Source organism: Shewanella sp. W3-18-1, assembly GCF_000015185.1.
Lineage (GTDB): Bacteria > Pseudomonadota > Gammaproteobacteria > Enterobacterales > Shewanellaceae > Shewanella > Shewanella putrefaciens.
The window spans coordinates 4258592-4282994 of sequence record NC_008750.1 but is presented as its reverse complement, the minus strand read 5'-3'; the positions used below and the strand labels follow the sequence as shown (position 1 = coordinate 4282994).

General features: G+C 44.8%; 11 protein-coding genes, 4 tRNA genes and 2 pseudogenes. 6 read left to right on the top strand and 11 right to left on the bottom strand.

Annotated features, from left to right (window positions below; all coding sequences use genetic code 11):
• Positions 1-122: 122 nt before the first annotated feature.
• Both SPUTW3181_RS19415 and ubiK read right to left on the bottom strand, forming a co-directional pair.
• A complete protein-coding gene (locus SPUTW3181_RS19415) occupies positions 123-479 on the bottom strand; it encodes a hypothetical protein (protein ID WP_011790977.1) in 357 nt (118 codons plus the stop codon).
• Between the two features lie 204 nt (positions 480-683).
• Positions 684-938 carry a ubiquinone biosynthesis accessory factor UbiK gene (gene ubiK / locus SPUTW3181_RS19410; RefSeq protein WP_014611466.1) on the bottom strand — a complete coding sequence of 85 codons (255 nt, stop codon included), beginning with the start codon at positions 936-938 and terminating at the stop codon, positions 684-686.
• A 212-nt stretch (positions 939-1150) separates the two neighbouring features.
• On the opposite strand from ubiK, the gene rep reads away from it, so the two are divergent.
• Positions 1151-3163 carry a DNA helicase Rep gene (rep, locus tag SPUTW3181_RS19405; RefSeq protein ID WP_011790975.1) on the top strand — a complete coding sequence of 671 codons (2013 nt, stop codon included), beginning with the start codon at positions 1151-1153 and terminating at the stop codon, positions 3161-3163.
• Positions 3164-3199: 36 nt separating this feature from the next.
• Here the strand turns inward: rep and SPUTW3181_RS19400 are convergent, their stop codons facing one another.
• Positions 3200-5833 (bottom strand): diguanylate cyclase domain-containing protein, encoded by a 2634-nt coding sequence (locus tag SPUTW3181_RS19400; protein WP_011790974.1) that lies wholly within the window; start codon positions 5831-5833, stop codon positions 3200-3202.
• Between the two features lie 205 nt (positions 5834-6038).
• Between SPUTW3181_RS19400 and SPUTW3181_RS19395 the strand changes: the two genes are divergently transcribed.
• The 4 genes from SPUTW3181_RS19395 to SPUTW3181_RS19380 all read left to right on the top strand — a co-directional run bounded on the left by SPUTW3181_RS19395 (position 6039) and on the right by SPUTW3181_RS19380 (position 6765).
• Positions 6039-6115, top strand: a tRNA-Arg gene (locus tag SPUTW3181_RS19395).
• Positions 6116-6167: 52 nt separating this feature from the next.
• A tRNA-His gene (locus tag SPUTW3181_RS19390) sits at positions 6168-6243 on the top strand.
• A gap of 216 nt (positions 6244-6459) precedes the next feature.
• Positions 6460-6536: transfer RNA gene (locus SPUTW3181_RS19385), tRNA-Pro, on the top strand.
• A gap of 152 nt (positions 6537-6688) precedes the next feature.
• Positions 6689-6765: transfer RNA gene (locus SPUTW3181_RS19380), tRNA-Pro, on the top strand.
• A 171-nt stretch (positions 6766-6936) separates the two neighbouring features.
• On the opposite strand, the gene SPUTW3181_RS19375 is transcribed toward SPUTW3181_RS19380, so the two are convergent.
• From SPUTW3181_RS19375 to SPUTW3181_RS19350, 6 genes and pseudogenes are all read right to left on the bottom strand, one after another.
• Complete coding sequence (locus tag SPUTW3181_RS19375; protein ID WP_011790973.1) at positions 6937-8856, bottom strand: EAL domain-containing protein; 1920 nt, start codon at positions 8854-8856, stop codon at positions 6937-6939.
• 9 nt (positions 8857-8865) lie between these two features.
• A complete protein-coding gene (locus SPUTW3181_RS19370) occupies positions 8866-9573 on the bottom strand; it encodes a transglutaminase-like cysteine peptidase (protein ID WP_014611463.1) in 708 nt (235 codons plus the stop codon).
• An 18-nt stretch (positions 9574-9591) separates the two neighbouring features.
• A complete protein-coding gene (locus SPUTW3181_RS19365; RefSeq protein WP_011790971.1) occupies positions 9592-10200 on the bottom strand; it encodes an OmpA family protein in 609 nt (202 codons plus the stop codon).
• On the bottom strand, positions 10197-11612 hold the full coding sequence (locus tag SPUTW3181_RS19360) for a TolC family outer membrane protein (protein ID WP_011790970.1): 1416 nt from the start codon (positions 11610-11612) through the stop codon (positions 10197-10199). The genes SPUTW3181_RS19365 and SPUTW3181_RS19360 overlap by 4 nt, the downstream gene beginning before the upstream one ends.
• A 26-nt stretch (positions 11613-11638) precedes the next feature.
• A complete protein-coding gene (locus tag SPUTW3181_RS19355; protein WP_011790969.1) occupies positions 11639-13021 on the bottom strand; it encodes an HlyD family type I secretion periplasmic adaptor subunit in 1383 nt (460 codons plus the stop codon).
• A pseudogene (locus SPUTW3181_RS19350) lies at positions 13018-14991 on the bottom strand (type I secretion system permease/ATPase); the annotation flags it as partial. The pseudogene SPUTW3181_RS19350 and the gene SPUTW3181_RS19355, both read right to left, overlap by 4 nt.
• 106 nt (positions 14992-15097) lie before the next feature.
• Here SPUTW3181_RS19350 and SPUTW3181_RS19345 point away from each other — a divergent pair.
• A complete protein-coding gene (locus SPUTW3181_RS19345) occupies positions 15098-16306 on the top strand; it encodes an IS4-like element IS10A family transposase (RefSeq protein WP_001206290.1) in 1209 nt (402 codons plus the stop codon).
• Positions 16307-16313: 7 nt separating this feature from the next.
• Here the strand turns inward: SPUTW3181_RS19345 and SPUTW3181_RS22295 are convergent.
• A pseudogene (locus SPUTW3181_RS22295) lies at positions 16314-16532 on the bottom strand (type I secretion system permease/ATPase); the annotation flags it as partial.
• A gap of 89 nt (positions 16533-16621) precedes the next feature.
• The gene (locus SPUTW3181_RS19335) at positions 16622-24316 is read right to left on the bottom strand and encodes a retention module-containing protein (protein ID WP_011790967.1); all 7695 of its coding nucleotides are present in this window, start codon (positions 24314-24316) and stop codon (positions 16622-16624) included.
• Between the last annotated feature and the right edge of the window lie 87 nt (positions 24317-24403).

Below are 24403 nucleotides of genomic sequence, written 5' to 3'. Positions count from 1 at the left end.
CTTAAGGTGTATTTGATATGCTTTTTATATTAGGCTGAAATTGTGTGTAATTCAAACCGTATCTTAGGTTTTGGAACCAAGGTCTCATCGCGGACATTCAGCAAAGGGACGAAGTTAAATCATCAAGGTTTTAATGGGGCATTCATATAGCGGAAGCAAACTGCGAGTAGTGCAAGGTAGGCAACAGGTAAAGCTGCATAGATAAGTGTTTGGTTTGACTGTAATTGAATCGCTATCTTATAGAGGGGAATATAGATAGCAGGATAGATGAAGCTCCCCCAAATAAAGCCTTGGTTCATGAGCCGATTAAATAGCGGTGGTTTATATGTGCTTTTATGGCCAGCGAGTAGCATCAGGTTTGCAAATACGACAAATGGGTAGATCAGTAAGGGAAGCCCGCCCAGCAGTAGCAATACCCAACTCGCTATATTTTCCCATGTACTCATATCATATGTTGTCATTTCCATTGAGAGTACCATCTTCCTTGTATTGAGGATTTAGCCCAAGTGATTTAGAACTCATCCGTTAAATTGTGCTGCAATTCAGTTACCTTGAATAGCAAGGATATAATTGGCAAGTTGCTGCATTAATCCCCCAACATGACCGAGCAGACTCAGCATTAAACTAAAAAGCACAGTCGCATTTGGCTATCTGTGCTTTTTTAATAAATGTTATAACGGTTGTTAATCAGTGGCGTTGAGTTTTTTTTCTAACTCATTCACTTGCGCTTGCAGGGCTTCTAACTTTTCACGGGTCTTTAATAGCACATGCTGCTGTACATCAAATTCTTCGCGGGACACCATATCCAACTTGAGCAGTTGATTTTGCAGTACTTGCTTGCTGCGTTCTTCAAATTCACCAGCAAATTGCTTTAGACCACTGGGTAAACTGTCACTCAGCTGTTTCGCCATTTCTTCGATTTTCTTTGGATTGATCATCATCTTGTCCGCCTTTTCACTGAATGGCTCGATTGTAACTCAGTATGTTAGGTTTCAAAAGTAAAGTAGACACGTGGGCACTTTAGCTGGTCGATGTTGGGATATAGATTAGGTCTGGCCTTAGTCCAAGACGGGGATTTGTTAGCCTTAAAACGGCTGATTCTGCTATGATCCCATCCCTTTAAGTAGACTTGTTTGGATGTTGCGCAAAGATGAAACTCAATCCTGCCCAAAATGATGCTGTTCATTATGTTTCTGGCCCGTGCCTTGTGTTGGCGGGTGCGGGCAGTGGTAAAACGCGCGTAATTATCAATAAAATCGCTTATTTGGTCGAAAAGTGTGGTTATAAGGCGCGCAATATTGCGGCGGTGACCTTCACCAATAAAGCCGCACGCGAGATGAAAGAGCGAATTGCTCAGTCGATGGGGCGTAAGGAAGCGAGAGGATTATGGATTTCGACGTTTCATACCCTTGGACTTGAGATCATTAAGCGTGAGCATAAGGTATTGGGTTTAAAGCCTGGATTTTCGTTGTTTGATGATCAAGATACCTTGGCCTTACTCAAAGAGTTAACCCAAGACGAGTTAGATGAAGATAAAGATTTACTTAAGTCGCTTGCGAGTACCATTTCAAACTGGAAGGGCGGCTTAATTATCCCGGAGCAGGCGTGCAAAATCGCTCAAGATGAGCAGCAGCATTTATTTGCCATGCTTTACCAGCGCTATGCTCAACATATGAAAGCTTATAATGCTTTGGATTTCGATGATTTAATTCTATTGCCTACCCTGTTATTGAGGCACAACGAAGAGGTTCGGACTCGTTGGCAAACTAAGATCCAATACTTGCTGGTGGATGAATACCAAGATACCAACACTAGCCAATATGAGATGGTGAAACTGCTTGTCGGCGAGCGTGCTCGTTTTACTGTAGTGGGGGATGATGATCAATCTATCTACTCATGGCGTGGCGCTAAACCACAAAACCTTGTATTGTTAGGTACTGATTTTCCTAAACTTAAGTTAATTAAGTTAGAACAAAACTACCGTTCTAGTCAGCGGATTTTACGGGCTGCCAACATTCTGATTGCGAATAATCCCCACGTTTATGATAAAGCGCTATTTAGCGAACTTGCCTATGGCGAGCCGCTACGAGTGTTATTTGCTGCTAATGAAGAGCAGGAGGCTGAACGTGTCGTTGCAGAAATAGTGCGACATAAGTTTGTTGGCCGTACTCAGTTTGGCGATTATGCGATTTTGTATCGGGGCAATCATCAGTCACGCTTACTTGAGCGAGCACTGATGACGAACCGTATTCCTTATAAATTGAGTGGTGGTACTTCATTTTTCGCTCGCGCTGAAATTAAGGACATCATGGGCTATCTAAAGCTAGTGGTGAATCCTGACGACGATAATGCTTTCCTGCGTATTGTTAACTTACCCAAACGTGGCATAGGTCCGTCGACATTAGAGCGTCTAGGTCATTTTGCGAATGAAAAGCATATATCTATGTTTGCGGCGATTTTTGAGCCTGAACTCAATCACCATCTTCCGCCAGCGGCTATGTCATCTTTGTATCAGTTTGGGCGTTTTATCGTGGAAACAGGCGATCAAGCACAGCGCGGTGAGCCTGTAGAAGCGGTGAAGCAATTAATTCGTAAAATCAATTACGAAGATTATCTATACGAAACTAGCACCAGTGCTAAGGCCGCTGAAATGCGGATGAAAAATATCTCAGAGTTGTATCGTTGGGTCACAGAGATGCTTGCTGGTGATGAGCTTGATGAACCTATGACCTTACCCGATGTGGTTAATCGACTAACGCTTAGGGATATGATGGAGCGTAATAGTGAGGATGAGGGGGGGGATCAGGTTCAGTTGATGACTTTGCATGCTTCAAAGGGCTTAGAGTTTCCCTATGTATTTATGGTTGGCGTAGAGGAGCGGATCTTGCCCCATCAAACCAGCATAGATGAAGACAATATCGATGAGGAGCGTCGTTTGGCGTATGTGGGTATCACCCGAGCTCAACGTGAGCTTTGGTTTACGCTTTGCCGTGAAAGGCGCCAGTTTGGTGAAACTATGCGTTGCGAGCCGAGTCGCTTCTTGTTGGAATTACCACAAGATGACCTTGTGTGGGAAAATCGTAAACCACAGCAAACAGAGCAAGAGCGCATACATACGGGGCGAAGCCACATTGCTAATCTAAGGGATATGTTTAAAAAGTGAGCTCACGCTATATCGATTTGTTGTTATCGTACATGTTTAAGCACAATCTTGTTGCTGATTATCCGCCAGCGAAAAGGTTTCAGCTAAGGCTATTCCTTGGCCAAACTGATAACCCAATGAGCTAAATATACGGATTTGTTCTTGGCTTTTAATCCCATCTACAAAGGTTTGTAATCCTAATGTTGACGCCGCTTTTTGATAGGCAGATATCAACTTAATGTGTTGTTCATCCACTAGCTGTTGGGTGATATTGGCATCGAGTTTTAACCCTTTTATGGGTAAAAATAGCAGGTTGTTTAGTGCGCTATGACCACTGCCATAGTGGCTTATTCCAAGATTAACGCCAAGTTTATCAAGTAGTTCAAAACCATTAATATGGTTTTCAGTTTCCTGAACTAATGCCTTTTCACTAAAGAATAACCATAAACGACTTAGATTAAGTTGAGTTTGCTTGAGAACATTTTTTAGACTACGAAGTACATGCTTATGCTTTATATGTTGGCTAGATAGCATCACATGCAGATTAAGTTTATCTCCATAGCTTCTAAGTAATTGTGGATAGGTTCGATTCACGGCTGCTAAGGTGTATTTATCTAGCTCTACAATAAGATTCGTTTGCTCAGCAAGGGCATTAAGCTGCTCCTGTTGTACCGTACCTCGTAGGGGATGTTCCCAAAATAGGCGGCTTTCTAATGCATAAACTTCTTGAGTATTTAAGTCCACAATAGGGAGATAATTCAGTTGTAGCTCAGATTGCTGCAATGCTCGTCTAAAGTCATTTTCAAATGCCGCATCTTGCATAGCTTGTTGTGACGAACTATCGTCAAAAATAACATAGCAACCTTTGCCATTTGCTTTTGCTTGATACATAGCCATATCTGCATTGCGCAACATAGATTCACTGGTATCGAATTTATGATTACCACTGACAGTTATGCCAATACTGGCACCAGAGTTAAATTCTACTGAGCCTAGTTTGTAAGATTGAGAAATGGTTTGGATGACTCGTTCGGATATATCTTTGGCATCATTAATACTGTTAATGCTATCGAGTAGAATAACAAACTCGTCACCACCGAGTCTGGCTAAGGTATCGTTATCGCGAATACAGGATCTCAGGCGACTTGCGGTTTCGATTAAGAATCGGTCGCCTTCAAGATGGCCAAGAGTGTCGTTTATCTGTTTAAAGCGGTCGAGATCGATAAACAATAAGGCAAACTGTTCGAGGCTGTGGCGCCTAACATGCTTGATTGCTTGATTTAAGCGTTCCATAAACATGGCACGATTAGGGAGGCCCGTAAGCGCATCGTGCTTTGCATCGTGAACTAATTTTGCTTCCATACTACGACGTTGGAGGATCTCTTTCTCAAGGTCTTTATTCAGCTCGGCTAAATCTTTTGTTCTGGCGATGACTTTTTCTTCAAGTTCTTCATAACTGCGACGGAGTGATTCTGCTGAAAGCTTTTTCTCAATCGCCGCACCAATATGTTGTGAGACGAAAGTTAATAGCTCTAAATCCTTAATTTGATAATTCTGCGTCATGCTAAAGCTATAAATGGTTAGCGCGCCACGGACTTGATCATGGATAAAGAGTGGAATACCTATCCATTGATGCATCGTCTGTGTGTGGTTTAACGAGGGTGCTTTGGTATAGATCTCGCCACTGGTGATCAGGGTATTAATATCATTTTGGTCTAGTAATAGTGGGCGTTTATGTTTGAGCACATATTCAGTGAGTCCATCTTGTAGTGGACGAGTTCCTGGATGCTTATTACCTAGTTGTGATACATAAAAAGGGAAGGTGAGATGGGTTTCTTCTTCATTGAGTAAGGCAATATAGCAGTTATTCGCGGGTATTAAATGGCGAATAACATTATGTAGTTGAGAGTAAAAGTCAGGGTTGTCCGTGCCAGAACTGGCAAGTTCTGCTATTTCAAACAACGATTTTTGTAGACGTTCAGCTCTGCGCCTTTCATATACTTCTTGCTTGAGTTTATCGTAGGCTTGGCTAAGTTCTTTGGTGCGCTGTTGTATCGCTTGCTCTAACTGTTCTTGATGTTTAAGCCTTTCCATTACGCCGGCAATATGGTGGCAAATAAACGTCATTAATTCGACTTCAATATCACCATAATTTACATTTGTATCATAGGTTTGCACGACTAATACACCAGTCATTATACCATCGTGTTTAATGGGCACTCCGAGCCATAGGTGGCAGGGTGAACCTAGGTTCACTATCTCACCTGCCGCGATGAGCTCATCAACTTTATCATTGTCACACAGGAGTGCTCTACCCGTTCTGAATACGTACCCTGTTAATCCCTGCTGCAATAAAGTAGAGAGTGATTCCTCTGGATAAAGTTGTGCGGGATGAGCATCTTTTTCATCGGCAAAAAAAGGAACAGCGATTGTGCCTGAAGCGACATCGAGAGTAGCGATAAAAAAGTTGTCAGCGGAGATCAGTTGTTTTAAGTGTTGATGTACACCTACATAGAATTCTTCTAATGAGGAAACTTGAGTCGCGATATTCGATAACTCAAGTAGGGCATTCTGGATGATTTCGGCACGCTTATACTTATGCGCTAAATATTTTAAGCGGATAATTCTTTTTTTTAAGCGTTCAACCCTAAGAGTCGACGATTGCGTAGTTTCATCTTCATCCTTAAACATGATACTCACTTGTTAAATGTTTGTGTTTTTGCCAAACGCTATAATTAGCATGAAATACCGTAACATCCAAGTCATATTTATGAAGAGCGTCAGATGGAAAAGCGCACTAATGTATCAAAACTTGAGCAGTCAGTAAAAAAAGTGCGAAACAGCTATAGACTCAAAGGCTATTTGTCCATACTATATGCGGCGCTAACCAAGGCGAGCGCCCATAGCTCAGCTGGATAGAGCGCACCCCTCCGGAGGGTGAGGCCGAAGGTTCGAATCCTTTTGGGCGCACCACTTCCGTACAGCGTTGTGAGCTTTTAGGTTAGCATGATAAGTAAAATCAGTGGTGATTGTAGCTCAGTTGGTAGAGTCCCGGATTGTGATTCCGGTTGTCGTGGGTTCGAGCCCCATCAGTCACCCCATTTTATCTACAGATTCATTTTACGGTGATTAGCGCAGTCCGGTAGCGCATCCTGATATTTAGGATGAAAGTGGACCAGAGGAAACCCTCTGAGCTGATTACAAAGGTAATACAGATTGACGGTGATTAGCGCAGTCCGGTAGCGCATCCTGATATTTAGGATGAAAGCGGACCAGAGGAAACCCTCTGAGCTGATTACAAAGGTAATACAGATTGACGGTGATTAGCGCAGTCCGGTAGCGCATCTGGTTTGGGACCAGAGGGTCAGAGGTTCGAATCCTCTATCACCGACCAAATTCTTCGCATAACTAGCGAGCTTAATGTAGATTAAGCAAATAGTTTACAATTTACGGTGATTAGCGCAGTCCGGTAGCGCATCCTGATGTTTAGGATGAAAGTGGACCAGAGGAACCCTCTGAGCTGATTACAAAGGTAATACAGATTGACGGTGATTAGCGCAGTCCGGTAGCGCATCTGGTTTGGGACCAGAGGGTCAGAGGTTCGAATCCTCTATCACCGACCAAATATAAAAAAGCCTCAGTATCCAATACTGAGGCTTTTTTATATTTTCTCTCTTATCTTACTTGAGCAGTTAACAAGCCTTCTTATTGAGGATAAGGGCATGAAAGCGTGCGCTCAGTTATATAGATAGGGTGGAGAGTCGTAAAGCTCCCGAAGGAGCTTCACGACTGATTTATTCTAGATTTTCTGGTGGCGCAATAAATCCTTGATAGGCATCCGTTCTTAGTTCATTAAAGCGTTCAAGTTGTGCTTTTTCTTGAATGCCAGTCACTATCACTTGAATATCTAATCCTTTAGCGACATTAATAATAGCGCGGCAAAGCTCACTGTTATGCTGTGCTTCATCGTAATAAGAGAAAGACTGATCGAGCTTAACGTAACTCGGTCTAAGCTCTTGCAAATAGGACATAGAGCCAAATTGACGTCCAAAGTGGTCAATACCAAATTTAGCACCATTATCGCGAATAATTTCACACAAGTGTAAACATGACGCTAAATCGCTATATACACCAGCTTCTGGTATTTCAAAGCAAATGCGTTCAACATGTTGGGCATTGCGAAGGAAATGATTAAGCCACTCATGAAATTGGGGATCGCTAATACTTTGGTGTGTTAAGTTAATTGCCACTGGCTCATAGCTACGCTCGAGGAGTTTTTGTTCATATACAGTTTCAATTAAACACTTATCGAGTAGCGCACCAAGCGATAATAATTCAATGTAAGGCATAAATTGCCCTGCATGTGCTAATTTATCGCCAAGTTCTAATTGGCAATATAATTCCCGTTGTGCAATACCATCTCCATTACAGAATTGAATAGGTTGCCATCTAAACTTAAACTTTTTATTACTGATAGCATGACTGAGATTATCTCGCCATTGTTCACGGGTAAAAAGCTGTTGTTCAGTCGTTTCAAACCAGTGGAAGGTTTTATTTTCTTTGAGTGCTTTTTGTAATGCGTTATCCGCTTGTGCCAAAATATCCGACACTTTCATTTGCCCTATTCGCTCAGCAACGCCTATTGCAAAGTTTTCATTAGGTTTACAGCCCGCTTTGGACATTTCTTGGTTAATTGTACGGATCAATGTTTGCAGATATTTGCTGATTTGATCGTGCTCAACATCTGTGACTAAAAACGCAAATTCAAAAGCCGCAATGCGTGCGATAACCGAAGGGGTAATTTCATTCAATTCCTTCTGAAATCTCTCCGCGAGAATACGTATGGTTTCATCTCTTACTTGATAACCATATTTGCTATGTACTTCTTCAAGCCAATCTAGTTTTGCTAGGAAGAGTGCGCCACTGCTAGGCTCACTTAACCAGCCGTTGAGTCGGTTTACCACATATTGCCTATTGGGTAAGCCTGATGCTGGATCCATAAGATTTTTCTTACGAAGTGCGCCGACTTCTTCATCTAAAGATTGGAATACTTGCTTTAGTTGCGTCGACATACTGTTAAAGGCGGTTACAAGATCCTTCAGTTCAGTGGTTCTAGGCAATGGCATATCTGGGCCAAATTGGCGAGCTGCGATACGCTTAGCGTGTTCTGATAGTGCATGTAGGGGCTTTAGGATCCAAGTGAGTCCTAATCTTGCGGTAATTATGGCAACCAAAAACAATAGGGAGAAAGCGATGATGGTATTTGACATGATCCGCCACAACTCATGATAACCAAACCCAGGATGAGCGGTAATTTCAAGTTGTGCAAGTTGTAACCAGCCTGATGTGATCGTGCTTTCTTTGCGTATAGTCTTAAAGAGATTGAGATTGATAAACCACTGAGGGACGCCTTCAATTTTTAGTGGATTTGTCCATTCCTGTTGTTTGCCATCTACCATCCATGTCAATTTCACTTTTTGGTAGTAACCACCTTCAAAAATAACATTGACTAACGTTTCTGCCGCGACTGTATCACCAGCCTCGAGTGCAGGGGTGAGCATTAAGCCGAGAGAGTTGCTGACGTTGTTTAGATCGGACTCCATTTGCTTAGTTAAAAAGCTTTGGGTCTCAGTAAATTGCACATAACCTAAGCTTGCGACTACTAACAAAAAGAGGCTAAACAGCAGCGAATAAATCTGTCTAAACAGTGTCATTTTGGGGGGCTACTCCAGTTTTAATTTAGGTTGCCTGAGACGGTCAACACCTAATCTGTGGTTGAGGTCATTCCATTTTTCGAGTCGCGTAGAGGAACCCGCTAACACACCTCGTCCTTGTTCTTTGTTAAGCCATAGTTGTTTACCGTTAAAGCTATAAACGGGTAATAAATCTTTCCGTTTTGTCGCTGGTTTTATCTCATGGTCGAGATTATCGAGTACTAAGGGTACGGCTGAGGGCGTTTCATAGTAAGCCAATACCATGTGGTATTGATTGACACTGGTTGCTTTTACCATAGTAATTCGCATCTTATCTTCTGGTACGCCTAACTGGAGTAAAGTGAAGTATTTTGCAATCGAGAAATCCTCACAATCCCCCCCATTGACACCAATAAATTCCATTGGAGTCGCCCAATAATTCGACTCTCCCCACAGTTTTATATCATCAACAAAACGAAATAAATTAAAAAAGTTATTCACTTTTAACAGTTTTTCTTTTTCATCTAACGTACTTGCTTCAGATAAAACCTTAAACCACGCTTTGGCACGCATGCCTGCACGTTCGCCATAATGTTTAACCAGAGTTGAGGTTATTTTAGTTTCATCAAGGGTTTGTGTTGGCGCAGCATAGAGACAACAGATCCCTAGGGCTGACGCTATTAGACTAAAGCGGCAGACTCGCAATAATGAATCTTTATAATCAAGTCTGCCGTTCATCACTTAATGTTTTAGTCCTTAATTTGGATTGTCATCGACAGAGTAAATTGTCCATTTCATATCCGTTGTTGTGTCATCACCAGTTACTTCGGCGACAACACGGCGGTTGCGCATTTCAGCTTCTGGAGTTTGTTCTAATACTATTGGGCGACTAGAGCCATATCCGATGGCGGTGAGTCGGCTTCGATCGATGTTAAAACGATCTGCTAGCGCTGCAGTAACGGCATCAGCCCGCTCTTGTGATAACACCGCATTGCGTTCATCAGTGCCAGTGCGACTTGTGTGGCCTTCGATAGTCACTTTAGTCGTTGGATATTGGCGTAAAAAAGCCGCGATATCTTCAATCTGAGAATAGTACTCAGGTGCGATAAAGGCAGAGTCGTTTGGAAATAAAATATTTATCTCCTTTCGTTCATTAATCGCTTTAATTCTGCCACAACCATAGTTATCTGTACTTGCACCCAGCATAGTGTCGTTGCAACGTTCACGGGCCTCGACAACACCATCCCTGTCTTTATCTGATAGATCATAGGCTTGAGTCGTTGTCATTTCCTCAATATTAACCGTATCTCGCATGGAACAGCCAGCTAAAAGTATGATACTGAGGAATAGGATTACGGTTTTCATTTGTTAGTTCCTCCTTCATAGTTACGTTCGCCACGCCATGCTTCAGGGCGAGTAACTTTGAGTGAGTCTAATAAACGACCAGTAGCGTTGAGTACACGATATTTTGCGATGATTTCATCATATTCGGTCTGTAAATAATCTTTACGAGCCTCAAATAGTTCATTCTCAGTATCGAGTAAATCGAGTAAGCTGCGCTGACCGAGGTTGAATTGTTGCGCATAGGCAGATTGAGTATCTTTTGCTGCAACGACGTGATCGCGAATATATTCTTTCTGTGGTGCTAACATTTCATAGGCGTTCCAAGCTAGATTCACGCCTTCAACCACTTCTCGTTGTGCACGTTGGCGAATTTCTTTTGCTTCACCGAGCTTATAGGCAGTTTCTTTTTCCCGAGCAAGATCTCTTCCTCCAGCGAAAAGGTTGTATTTCACTCGAACCATAGCAAGGAGATCGTTGTTATGTCCGCCCACATTTTGGCTCGCCAGATTACTTACGCCATCTTCACCGCCAATATCATTATTCCAATTACCACTGAGCTCTAATGAAACCTGTGGATAATAATTGGATTGAACGGATGAGCGCTCATTTTCAGCCGCACGAATATCATTAGCCGCGGATTTTAAAATAGGATGATTCTGCTGGGCATCATTTAAACTTGAGCTAAGATCTTTTGGTAACATGTCAGCATCTGGTACGGGCTGAATTAAATCAACTGGTTCAGATTCAACGACTTTGACGTATTGTGCTTTCGCATCAAGTAAATTATTGCGCGCTGACATTACATTGGCATTTGCACGAGCAAGACGGCCAGATATTTGGGATAAGTCAGCGGTTGAACCTAAACCAGAATCGGTGCGTTGTTTAATTTGGTCATAAATCTCTTTATGGCTATCGAGATTTTTTTCTGCCAGTTTTAGGACTTCAAGAGTACGCAGATAGTTGAGGTAGACTTTACTGACCTCTAGTGCCATATCTTCTGCCGCGGCGAGTAAGGCCCACTGATCTGCACTGGCTTCAAAGCTATAGCGATTGACTTCGCTGCTGGTATAAAAGCCATCGAATAGCATTTGTTTTAAGCTAACACCGAATTCTCCACGGTTTAGCTCTGCCACTCCTTTCCTATCAACATCACCCACATTTTTACGTCTGCGAGTTGATACACTGTCGGTTTGCTCATAACCATAACCGCCAGTGATATCAATGGTTGGCATATAACCAGCCATTGCTTGGTTAACTTGCTCTTCCCGCGCTTTAAAGCGATTAAAGGCGACGCGCAGATCTGGATTGGTATCGATCGTGTGCGCAACCGCCTGCTCTAAAGTCTGACTTTGAGCCGATAATGGTAATAGTATTAATGACAATACCATGGCTATTTTTGAACATTGAAATGGTCGTTTTACTAAAGTATTCATTGCAAACCTCCCGGTTTATAACAGGCTTAACGCTCTCTAAGCGCAGTGTCCTTAGCCCTTAAAATTGGATTTAAAATGTACTCAAGAATGGATCTTTGTCCCGTGATGACATCAACCGTAGTTAACATCCCCGGAATTATTGGCATCTGCGTGCCATCGTCTTTAACTAAACTCGATTCTTCTGTTCTCACCCTAATAAGATAGAAGCTATTGCCCTCTTCATCCTGCGATGTATCTGCACTGATATGTTCGACAGTACCTTTAAGGCCGCCATAACGAGTGAAATCATAGGCGGTGACTTTAACAATCGCAGGTAATCCTGGATGTAAAAAAGCAATGTCTTTTGGTAGTACTTTGGTTTCTATCAATAATTGGTCCTCGGAAGGAACAATTTCAATAATGTTTACACCAGGTTGTACAACGCCACCTAATGTATTGATATGTGTTGTTTTAATGGTGCCGTTAACAGGTGAGGTGATAATGGCTTTACTGACTTTATCTTGTGCGCCAACCTGAGCTTCATTCATACGAGATAAGCGAGTTTGGGTCTCGTTAAGCTGCGCCCGCAAATCGGCGGCATACACAAATACAGCTTCCCGACGTTTTAAAATGGCTTCGTCTAGGGCTGATTTCAATTTTGGTCTAAGTAATCGTAGTGAGTTGAGTTCACCTTGAGCATCGTTAACCGCACGCTCTAACTTGAGCAATTCGACTTCTGGCACAATCCCCTTTTTAGCGAGAGGTCGAGTCAGTTCTAGTTCTCTGGAGATTAACTGCATACTTGTGGTGAGCGTTGTCGTTTTTGAGGCAAGCTCATCGATTTCCTGCTGCCTTTGTTGAATTTGGCGCACTAATATCTCAAGTTGATTACTGAGATTATCTAAACGACCGTTGTATTCCTCTTGTTGCCTATGCACGAGTGCAGGCTCCGCCGCCACTATACTATCAGGGAAAACTAAGGCTTTTTTGGTGATTAAAACCTGTTCACGCCAATCAGAGGTCATATCTGAGATTAATATGCTATCTAGCTCGGCTCGCATACGAATAGTGTTGGTTTTTAAACCAAAAACTTCCTGCTCTTGTTGAGCGAAATCTGAGCGGAAACGAGTGTCATCAATTCGTACTAAGGGTTGCCCTTTGGTGACCAGTTCACCTTCCCGTACGTAGAGCTCTTGCATTATTCCGCCATCCAAGCTTTGAATAACCTGAACCTGTGAGGAGGGGATTACCTTGCCTGAGCCTGTGGTGACTTTGTCTAATTTGGCAAAAGCTGCCCACAACAAGAAACAGACAATCATTGCCGCCATTGCCCAAATAATTAATCTGTGGCCTGTGGGTGCATCGGTCATCATGGCACCATAGACATCATCTACCATGTCCAGATCATTAGCCGTTAAGTGTTTACTCATTTTTTACTGCCCCCATTGAACAGACCAAAATTGAGTTTTTCTAACACTTCAGCTTTAGGGCCATCAGCGACGACATGACCGCGTTCAAGCACGATAATGCGATCAACTAATTGTAATAAGTGCATTTTGTGCGTAATTAACAATAGGGTTCTGTCTTTGCTCACATTTTGCATTGAGCGAATAAACTGTTGCTCAGCACGCGCATCTAAGCTTGCTGTGGGCTCATCCATTAAGAGTACTGGCGGATCATTGAGCGTTGCTCTTGCAAGCGCCACTGTTTGCCTTTGTCCACGACTAAGCGACATACCGCCTTCACCAACCTGCTGATCTAAACCTTCAGCTTCAAGATTCGTAAATTGGCTTACGCCTGAGAGTTGTACCGCCCGTATCAGTTGGTGTTCAGTCACTTGGCGAGTACCAAAGAGAATATTATCCCTAATCGTCCCGTGAAATAGCGTGACATCTTGAGGCAAATAGCCGAAGTTACGGCGTAGATCGCTAGGGTGAATTTGTGCAGAATCAATACCGTCGTAACGTAGACTGCCAGTGGTCGGCTGGAAAAGACCGACTAAAAGTTTGGCGAGTGTACTTTTACCTGAACCATTGCGCCCAATAATTGCGATGCGCTCACCGGGATTAATGGTCAGAGACATGGGATATAACACGGGTTTTTCTGACCCTGGATAACTAAAACCGACATTATCGACATTAATCTTACCGAGTAATCTCTGTTTACTGACTAAATGACCTTTATTTTGAAACTCATCTTCTTGCACCATTAAGTCATTCAGTTGACGCAATGCACTTGCTGTATGGTTTGCTCTTGTCATCAGGCCTGCGAGTTGTGCCATCGGGGCTATGGCACGGCTAGATAACATGACCGCAGCAATGATTCCTCCCATTGAAATGACATTATCAGCAACCCGATAAACCCCCAAAATAACCACACTTACAACGGTAAACTGGACAATAAAGTTGGCAATATTTGACACTGAATTAGATAGGTTTTTAGATCTCAATTGCCAGTTTGCGCTATGGCCTATCATTTGCTGCCAACTTCGTTGCACTATACCTTCGGCACCGTTTGCTTTTATTGACTCAAGCGCAGAGAGGCTTTCAATTAAATGTCCATGTTTAAGGCTTGAAAACTTATTACCTTCTTCAATCGCAGCTTTTAATTTGGGTTGTGTGTAAAGCGTAAAACCTATAATGATAACGCCCCCGATAACGGGAATAATGGCAAGATCACCAGCAACGATGAAGATAATAATTAAGAAAAATAACGCAAAGGGTAAGTCAACTAATGTGGTTATTGTTGCAGAGGTTAATATCTCGCGAATATTGTCAAATTCACCGAGTTGTTTTGCCATACCGCCGATACTGGGTGAGCGTTTCTCAAGCGGAATACCAATGGCTTTAGCAAAAAGTTGTGATGAGACAATGATATCTACCTTTTTACCTGCAACATCAATTAAATAGCCTCGTAATTGTCGCATCACAAGATCAAAAAGATAAGCAATAGAAGCACCAATTGCGAGAACCCAAAGAGATTCAAAAGCGAGATTGGGAACCACTTTGTCATACACATTCATGATGAAGAGTGGTGAAACGAGCGCAAATAAATTTACTAAAACAGACGCAATAAGTGCATCTCGATAAATAGGTGCGGAATCTTTTAGGGTTTGGAGCAACCAATGGGTTTTATTATCGTGAAGATAAACATCAAAGCCCATGTCACCACGGTATTCTTGTTTTACTAAAAATAAATAACCTACATATAAGGCTTCTAGTGACTCAATATTGAGTGTCTCTTCACCACCCGTTTCAGGTAATTGAATAACAGCTTTATCTGACTCTAAATTAATCTCGCGTAATATACAGGCTTTCTGATCTTTTAATAATAAAATACAGGGAAGCAGTATTGGTGAGACTTCATTTAATCCCTTTCGAGACAATTTTGCAGCTAAACCCTGAAGAATCCCCTGATGATTTACAAATAAATCATCAAATTAGGGTGGAAGCGCATCTTGTTGCATGATCAAATGGTTTCGCCAAAAACTACACTTGGACAACAAGATGCGCGAAGCCAATATCCTACAACATTCTTTACACCAATACTGCCCAGAACTTCACCTAAAACGATTAAACAGCTTGATGCTGGCCTCTAAGGCACTGATTGAATGTAAGACACTGACCTTGACTGAGTTAGGTCGAAATTTACCAACCACGGCCCGAACCAAGCACAACATCAAGCGCATTGATCGTTTGCTCGGCAACACGCATCTGCATCAAGAACGGTTAGCTGTCTACCAATGGCATGCCAGCCTCATCTGTTCTGGTAACCCTATGCCGATTGTGCTCGTCGATTGGTCAGACATCCGAGAGCATAAACGCATCATGGCTCTGCGCGCCTCAATAGCCTTCAATGGCCGCTCTATTACCCTGTATGAGAAGTCCTATCCCCTATCAGAACAATGCTCTAAGGCCTCCCACAACGGTTTTTTAGCGGACTTAGCCAAGATTTTACCTTTGCATGTTACCCCTCTCATCGTGACTGACGCGGGGTTCAAAGTGCCTTGGTACAAAGAGGTTGAGGCGCATGGTTGGTTTTGGCTAAGCCGTATTCGCGGTACAGTTCAATTTGCAGATATTGGCGCTGAAAATTGGCGTGCAGTTCGCAGTACACATGACTTGGCCAACGGTCAAGCGAAGAGCCTGGGTTGTAAGACCTTGACCAAAACTAACCCTATCAATTGCCATCTCACGCTTTATCGTAGCAAACCTAAGGGGCGTACAAATCAGCGTTCAACGAGGACTAATTGCCACCATCCATCGGCAAAAACGTACTCAACATCGGCGAAAGAGCCTTGGGTGTTAGCCAGCAATTTACCACCAGAATCTCGGAGCCCAAAGCAGCTGGTAAACCTGTACGCCAAACGTATGCAAATAGAGGAAACCTTTCGTGACCTCAAAAGCCCGGCATACGGCTTTGGCTTACGCCAAAGTCGTACCAACAGTCCAGAGCGATTCGACATCATCCTACTGATAGCGTTGATGGTTCAATGCCTGTTGTGGCTAGTTGGTTTACACGCACAGCAACAGGGCTGGGATAAGCATTTTCAGGCCAATACCATTGGGCATCGAACGGTACTCTCAACGATTCGCTTGGGATTGGAGGTACTCAGGCGGCCTGATTATCAAATCACGGAGAAAGAATTGCTGGCGGCCTGGGTATTATTCGCCAATCAGTTGCTCAAATATGGCTATGCTATGGCTGATTTATGAGGGGATCCTTCAGAGCTAAACCCGCGCGCGATGCTGCTTGTGGAAGTAAATCTGGTGTTAAAAGAGCACCAGACAAGGGTAAACCTGCCGCAAGCGAATCGCTTGAGCATGGGTTTCCAAAATGTTCAGTGAGGAGCACTAAACAATCTAGCAATGGATCAACTATAACTCGCTGCGAAGCAGAAATAGTCCACTGCTCAATTCTTTCAGACGCTGTGACAGGCACCTAATTATCTATCCTTTGATTTTTATATGGTTATCCAAAGTATCGTCCATGATGGCCTATATTTCTATAGGCCATCAAAACGATTTTATTTAAGGGATCATAGTGCCATTGTTATGAGGATCATTAAGTGGTGTTACTCCCTGTGGTGTCTCTGGAGTGATAGGCTGAGTATCGATAATTAATGGACCATTACCATTGGTACCCAGTAGACCATTAATCACTCCGGCATCATTTGTTGCGCCATAAGTGGTGAATAAATTCACGCCATCAAGAATGATGTGCTGTTCATATACACCATCAAGATTGGCATCAATATCGATGACGGTAGAGCCAGTGCTGTCTAAGCTAAAGTTTAAGTAACTGTCCAAATTATTTGCCGATTCGCCTTGGAGTAAGTCACTCAGGTCTAACTTATCTTCTGTGACTTTAAAGTCCATAATGTGGTCAGTGCCAAACTCCGCATATCGCCAGACGAAGGTATCAGCGCCGCTATCACCACGAAGGACATCATCACCAAGGCCACCGATGAGAGTATCGTTGCCCTCTCCACCACGGAGTGCATCGTTGTGGCTACCACCATCAATATAATCATTACCTGTATGACCATAGAGAATGTCAGAGCCAGATTGACCATAAATTCGGTCATCACCGCTGCCACCATTTACAATATCCGCTTTATGCGAAGCGACATCATTAGCCAATAATAGGCCGTTACTATCAACCATTCTGTTAGCGCCAGTTAATTCACCCGTCATAATATGGTGATTTAGGAGCGTATTGACTGATAGCTCAAGTGCATCATCTGAACCATATCCAGTCGAGCCTGTTCTACCCGCATAGATAACATCGTTGCCTTTGCCTGTTTCAATATGATCATTACCATCGCCGCCATTAACGAATTGGGCATCCGTAGTGCTATAGCTCTTATTGTTAGCTCCTGAAGCAACAACCTCTTTTCCGTTACTGTTTGTGATGATACCGCTTTGGCCACCACCAAAACTGACGTTCAATATTTTTTGATTTGGGTTATTAGCACTTTCACCATTAACCACGACCATAGTGTCATTCAGGCTAGAACCTTGAGTGGTAATAAGGTTGGCGTCCGCAATATTAATACCATCGCTATTGACGGGATTAACGTTGATTTTCAAGGTTGCACTGGATACATCGCCATCACTATCACGGATGGTATAAGTAAAGGTTTCTATTGCTCCTGTTGTAGGCAATTGGCTTGCATTTGCTGTAAGTTGGTATTTATAGGTTCCATCGGCGTTTAGTATCAGAGTGCCATATAGGCCAGTTATGGTTGACCCTACTTGCCCAGATACACCGCCGGTATTGGTAAAATCGCCCTTAGCTACCCCAATAATGGTCAATGGACCATCAGCTCCAACGACATCATTTGTCAACACATTGCCTTCAGTGTTTGGTAAGGAATATCCATTACCAGCAACCATACGAACTACTAGTTCATAACTGGTCGCAGCATCCTCATTAGTGTAGATAGATGTGACAACGTTGCCATTAGTATCTTTAAATCCAATCACTTGCATTGTGTAGATTTGGCCTTCATAGTTGAAGGTGACACTGGTTTGGCCTACGGTGACAATGTCGCGAGAAGCTATTGGGTCATTTGTATTAGGTGTTTCGTTATGGCTAAAGTTGAGAGTTAACGTTACAGGTGTAGTTACTCCATATGCATCTGTGACGTTAAAGGTCACTTTCATTGTGGCGGCAGTAATAGATGTACCTGACGTAATTGAATAATTGTAGTGGGTAAATGTACCCAAAACGATATCTTGGTTAAGTGACAATGCTCCATTAAGTCCTGCATCGTTATCCATAAAACCATAACCTGATTGGTTTCCATACCAACTAGATGGATCTCCCCACCGAATTTGATCTAAACCTGTATCGTTATCTGGACCATCATATTTAGTGATATTTGTACCACCAATAGTACTTTGCCAATTAGCAACTACTCCAGAAAACTTAAATGAGTCGACAACAACATCGAGTTGTGCTGTATCATTTTTAGCGATATCAACATCATCGGCAACGGTAACCGTGACAGTTGACTGGGCTGTATTACCAGCACCATCAATAGCCACGACTTTAATGCCATTTATCGTAAGGCTATCCACATTAACGCTATGGGGTAAATTAGTCAGTAATTCGGCGGTAACCGTCACATCACCTTGTTCTCCTGCATTAATTCGATCCCAATCTAAGGTTAAGCGAAGAGCTTCACGGCCAAACACGGTACCTATTAATTGGCCCGCAGTATTAACGGCCCAATGAATGTGCGCATTAATACCTGTGACGGAAATATTACTAAAATCACCAAATTGGAAGCTACCAATCGAGTTACTACCAGATTTAAAGCTAAGTGTTTGTACACTCATATCAGGAGCGCCAGCCTGCAAGTCTGCTTCATTAAGGCTTGCAATGGCGTTAGTAGTGAGCGCAACAGGTGCGATTGGCGTTGTATTTGGTGCCTCAAGATGGATGTTAAATCCGCCTGTATTCGTATCACCATCACTATCGGTAACCGTTACATCAAAATGTAAGTCGACATTTTGAGTGGAGCTCACAATGGTTTGTGCCGTAGTGCCAGTAAATTGGAAACTGGTACCTGCTAAAGCAGATAATTCAATATAACCAATGGAACCTAAGTTCTGGATAATTTGACCGCTTGTTATATTTCCTTCACCAATTAAATTGCCTTGTTCATCATAGGCTTTAAAATAGATGGATGTAGCGCCTGTAAAATTAAAACTCGCAGTAGCAGCATCTTCAGAATAATTAACAATTAAAACTTCATTACCACTAACACTTGGATTATCGACGCCGAAGCCGTTGTTGGTGCCATTGACACGACCCATATTTCCATTTTGATCTCGGGCGGTTAGTGTGAATGCAATATTTTCCCCTGATGGAATTTTAGAAATATCGTTATAGACACTGTAGCCATTTGTAGAGCTATTGCTTGTGACATAGACCGCATCACCGATCCCACCTTGTCCTCCAACTAAACCTGCAATTTGGATAGTTGAAAGTTGATCAATGCTTTGATTGATATCGAAAGTGTATTGGTCGCTATGCGGATCGGTTGTCAACGTGAAGATTAATGCTTGGTTCGCCGCGCCAGTATAGGCTGAGGGGGTAGCATTGGTATCCGTATATGCAATAAGCACATTGGGATGAGCAGGGTCTACGTAGTAAAATATGGTTAGCCCTTCTGAGGTTATACCTGAGTTAGCAAACGTAGTGGTTGTTCCATTCCACCCTGTGATATTCGCTGTCAGACTTATGCTGTAATCATCATTAAGATCATGATCATTACCATCGGCTCCTAAAATATTAAGAGCACCTATGATATTGGCAGCGCTAGAGCTATTTACTCCAGAGGTACTTACAGGGTCGATAGAGATTAGATCGTCATTAATGACGATGCTTAAATTACCGGTCAAAACGCTACCATCGGCGCTAACAGCTTCAATAACAATACCATTGATCAGTGAATTTAGATTTGTGCCATCTAGAGCATTCATATGTTTGATATTATCAAGCAATTCAACATTCACAGTAATATTCGCAGTTGTACCTGCGGCAATCACTCCACCTGTTAAAGTGAGCTTGATGACATCAACCCCATCAATGGAACCTATTAGTGCTCCATTTGCGGCTATCGCCCAAACGATGCTCACTCCTGCTGCGAGATTTGTCGCAGCATTAATGGCTGACTCATTAAAGCGGAATTGCGTCAGTGCTTGGTTACCTGCGGTGAAACTAATTGTACTTGAGACAACATTAGGAATATTGTCACGCAGGTCACTTTCATTAACCGTTATCTGCTGATTGTTAGGTTGGTAAATCTCTGCTGTATCATATGCTTGTGTTGATGTATTACCAGTTGAGTCAGTTTGAGTTGCTGTAACGGTAATGTTTTGCCCTGCCACAGGTACGTCTTCTGTCCAACTGATTACACCATTGTTATAGCTGAAACCTGTTGCTGATGTGTTATCACTAAAGAGTAATGCACCATCGACGAGCTTAAGTGTATAGGTGCTTAAATCTCCGCCGTTATTGACGTTAATAGTGACTACACCTCCGATTAAAAGTTCCGCATGGCTCACTGTAACCTGAAGCTGAATGCCTACACCGTTACTGTTGATTTCACTTTGGGTGAGCAGACCATCTCCCGGTACACCATCATCCACGATCCAGACGGTTGGCGCTGGTGGGGGGGTAATATCCAAAACCGTCACATTGACCGTCGTCGTTTCGGTGACGCCGCCAGAGGTGACGGTGTAGGTAAAGCTGTCACTGCCATGGAAGTTTGCATTAGGCGTGTAAGTGACCGTGCCGTCGGCATTGATGATCACGGTGCCGTTGGCGCCATTGGTCACTGCAGTCACCGCAGCGTCGGCATTTTCAAAGCTGTCATTGGCCAGCAGGTTCAGCGTGACCGCGGTATCTTCGTTGGTGGTCATGGTGTCGGCGACGATATCGGCAACCGGAGTCACGGTCACATTGATGACCTGGGTGGTGGTGTTGCCGTCATCATCGGTGATGGTCACGGTAAAGCTGTCGGTGCCATTCCAGTCCGCCACAGGGGTGTAGCTCCACGCGCCGGTGACAGGGTCGATGCTGGCGGTGCCGTTGGCGGCAGCGCCTGTGATGCTAAAGACATTGCCATTGGTGAGGCCGTCAACATCGGTGGCACTGAGGGTGCCACTGATCACGCCAGCGTCCTCAGCGCCACTGCCTTGGGTGTCGCCTGTGATGGTGGTGGGGTCATCGACTTGACCTACCGTCACATTGACCGTCGTCGTTTCGGTGACGCCGCCAGAGGTGACGGTGTAGGTAAAGCTGTCACTGCCATGGAAGTTTGCATTAGGCGTGTAAGTGACCGTGCCGTCGGCATTGATGATCACGGTGCCGTTGGCGCCATTGGTCACTGCAGTCACCGCAGCGTCGGCATTTTCAAAGCTGTCATTGGCCAGCAGGTTCAGCGTGACCGCGGTATCTTCGTTGGTGGTCATGGTGTCGGCGACGATATCGGCAACCGGAGTCACGGTCACATTGATGACCTGGGTGGTGGTGTTGCCGTCATCATCGGTGATGGTCACGGTAAAGCTGTCGGTGCCATTCCAGTCCGCCACAGGGGTGTAGCTCCACGCGCCGGTGACAGGGTCGATGCTGGCGGTGCCGTTGGCGGCAGCGCCTGTGATGCTAAAGACATTGCCATTGGTGAGGCCGTCAACATCGGTGGCACTGAGGGTGCCACTGATCACGCCAGCGTCCTCAGCGCCACTGCCTTGGGTGTCGCCTGTGATGGTGGTGGGGTCATCGACTTGACCTACCGTCACATTGACCGTCGTCGTTTCGGTGACGCCGCCAGAGGTGACGGTGTAGGTAAAGCTGTCACTGCCATGGAAGTTTGCATTAGGCGTGTAAGTGACCGTGCCGTCGGCATTGATGATCACGGTGCCGTTGGCGCCATTGGTCACTGCAGTCACCGCAGCGTCGGCATTTTCAAAGCTGTCATTGGCCAGCAGGTTCAGCGTGACCGCGGTATCTTCGTTGGTGGTCATGGTGTCGGCGACGATATCGGCAACCGGAGTCACGGTCACATTGATGACCTGGGTGGTGGTGTTGCCGTCATCATCGGTGATGGTCACGGTAAAGCTGTCGGTGCCATTCCAGTCCGCCACAGGGGTGTAGCTCCACGCGCCGGTGACAGGGTCGATGCTGGCGGTGCCGTTGGCGGCAGCGCCTGTGATGCTAAAGACATTGCCATTGGTGAGGCCGTCAACATCGGTGGCACTGAGGGTGCCACTGATCACGCCAGCGTCCTCAGCGCCACTGCCTTGGGTGTCGCCTGTGATGGTGGTGGGGTCATCGACTTGACCTACCGTCACATTGACCGTCGTCGTTTCGGTGACGCCGCCAGAGGTGACGGTGTAGGTAAAGCTGTCACTGCCATGGAAGTTTGCATTAGGCGTGTAAGTGACCGTGCCGTCGGCATTGATGATCACGGTGCCGTTGGCGCCATTGGTCACTGCAGTCACCGCGGCGTCGGCATTTTCAAAGCTGTCATTGGCCAGCAGGTTCAGCGTGACCGCGGTATCTTCGTTGGTGGTCATGGTGTCGGCGACGATATCGGCAACCGGAGTCACGGTCACATTGATGACCTGGGTGGTGGTGTTGCCGTCATCATCGGTGATGGTCACGGTAAAGCTGTCGGTGCCATTCCAGTCCGCCACAGGGGTGTAGCTCCACGCGCCGGTGACAGGGTCGATGCTGGCGGTGCCGTTGGCGGCAGCGCCTGTGATGCTAAAGACATTGCCATTGGTGAGGCCGTCAACATCGGTGGCACTGAGGGTGCCACTGATCACGCCAGCGTCCTCAGCGCCACTGCCTTGGGTGTCGCCTGTGATGGTGGTGGGGTCATCGACTTGACCTACCGTCACATTGACCGTCGTCGTTTCGGTGACGCCGCCAGAGGTGACGGTGTAGGTAAAGCTGTCACTGCCATGGAAGTTTGCATTAGGCGTGTAAGTGACCGTGCCGTCGGCATTGATGATCACGGTGCCGTTGGCGCCATTGGTCACTGCAGTCACCGCGGCGTCGGCATTTTCAAAGCTGTCATTGGCCAGCAGGTTCAGCGTGACCGCGGTATCTTCGTTGGTGGTCATGGTGTCGGCGACGATATCGGCAACCGGAGTCACGGTCACATTGATGACCTGGGTGGTGGTGTTGCCGTCATCATCGGTGATGGTCACGGTAAAGCTGTCGGTGCCATTCCAGTCCGCCACAGGGGTGTAGCTCCACGCGCCAGTGACAGGGTCGATGCTGGCGGTGCCGTTGGCGGCAGCGCCTGTGATGCTAAAGACATTGCCATTGGTGAGGCCGTCAACATCGGTGGCACTGAGGGTGCCACTGATCACGCCAGCGTCCTCAGCGCCACTGCCTTGGGTGTCGCCTGTGGCAATACTCGGGTCGTTGACTGGAGTGACATTTAGAGTCAGTGTTGCACTTGCGCCTGTATTGGTGGTGTAAGTAATAACTGGAACTTGACCATTCCAGTTTTCACTGGGTGTAAAAGTATAAGAGCCATCAGCGTTGATAATTAATACACCGCTTTCAAGAGTCACTTCAGTTCCTGCGGCATAACTTGTGCCTTCAACCTCAAAGCTGGCTACCGTTAATTCAGAATCTGCATCGCTGTCATTGTCGAGTACATTGCCTGTGGCAATTGTATCTTCATCAATAGTATTAGTGTCATTCGCGAGTATGGATGGCGAGTCAGTGGCAATGGTTTGGCTTAACTCATTGGGTGCGATGGTTGTTGGCGCTTGACCTGTTGTTGAGTAGCCTGAGGACGCAAGGGTTTCACTGCCGCTACGGGCTAATGTTACATAACCTGAGTTACCATCACTACCAGGGGTATTACCTGCTGCGGTTTCTGGCAGGCTTTGAGTTGGATCTTCTCCAGAAGCGATGAGATCTTGTAGTGCTTGGATTTCATCTAGCGTCGCTTCACTGGCGGTACTTGGCGGTGTCGCTGTAGCGGTATTCGGTACGTCTTCGTTCGATAATTTAGTGCCATCATCGAAGGTGATTTCATATGTTGCATTTTCGCCAATATGGAGGACTGCACCTTTCGGGAGTTGCTCGCCATCCTTAGCGGGTTGATTTGTACCATCAACTTCGATATTGATTTGCCCTTTAACTAACTTTAGCAAACCTTTTTTTGATGTAATGACCGATCCCATAATTAGCTCCCAACACCCAAGTGTTAATCCAAACAAAGGCCCACAAATCCAACAAATGTATGGAAGTGTGATACAAGTGGTGGAATT

Bases quoted from the DNA above. Each gene is read 5' to 3' on its own strand.
- SPUTW3181_RS19415 (WP_011790977.1), bottom strand. From the start codon at position 479: ATGGTACTCTCAATGGAAATGACAACATATGATATGAGTACATGGGAA.
- ubiK (WP_014611466.1), bottom strand. From the start codon at position 938: ATGATCAATCCAAAGAAAATCGAAGAAATGGCGAAACAGCTGAGTGAC.
- rep (WP_011790975.1), top strand. From the start codon at position 1,151: ATGAAACTCAATCCTGCCCAAAATGATGCTGTTCATTATGTTTCTGGC.
- SPUTW3181_RS19400 (WP_011790974.1), bottom strand. From the start codon at position 5,833: ATGTTTAAGGATGAAGATGAAACTACGCAATCGTCGACTCTTAGGGTT.
- SPUTW3181_RS19375 (WP_011790973.1), bottom strand. From the start codon at position 8,856: ATGACACTGTTTAGACAGATTTATTCGCTGCTGTTTAGCCTCTTTTTG.
- SPUTW3181_RS19370 (WP_014611463.1), bottom strand. From the start codon at position 9,573: ATGAACGGCAGACTTGATTATAAAGATTCATTATTGCGAGTCTGCCGC.
- SPUTW3181_RS19365 (WP_011790971.1), bottom strand. From the start codon at position 10,200: ATGAAAACCGTAATCCTATTCCTCAGTATCATACTTTTAGCTGGCTGT.
- SPUTW3181_RS19360 (WP_011790970.1), bottom strand. From the start codon at position 11,612: ATGAATACTTTAGTAAAACGACCATTTCAATGTTCAAAAATAGCCATG.
- SPUTW3181_RS19355 (WP_011790969.1), bottom strand. From the start codon at position 13,021: ATGAGTAAACACTTAACGGCTAATGATCTGGACATGGTAGATGATGTC.
- SPUTW3181_RS19345 (WP_001206290.1), top strand. From the start codon at position 15,098: ATGCGCGAAGCCAATATCCTACAACATTCTTTACACCAATACTGCCCA.
- SPUTW3181_RS19335 (WP_011790967.1), bottom strand. From the start codon at position 24,316: ATGGGATCGGTCATTACATCAAAAAAAGGTTTGCTAAAGTTAGTTAAA.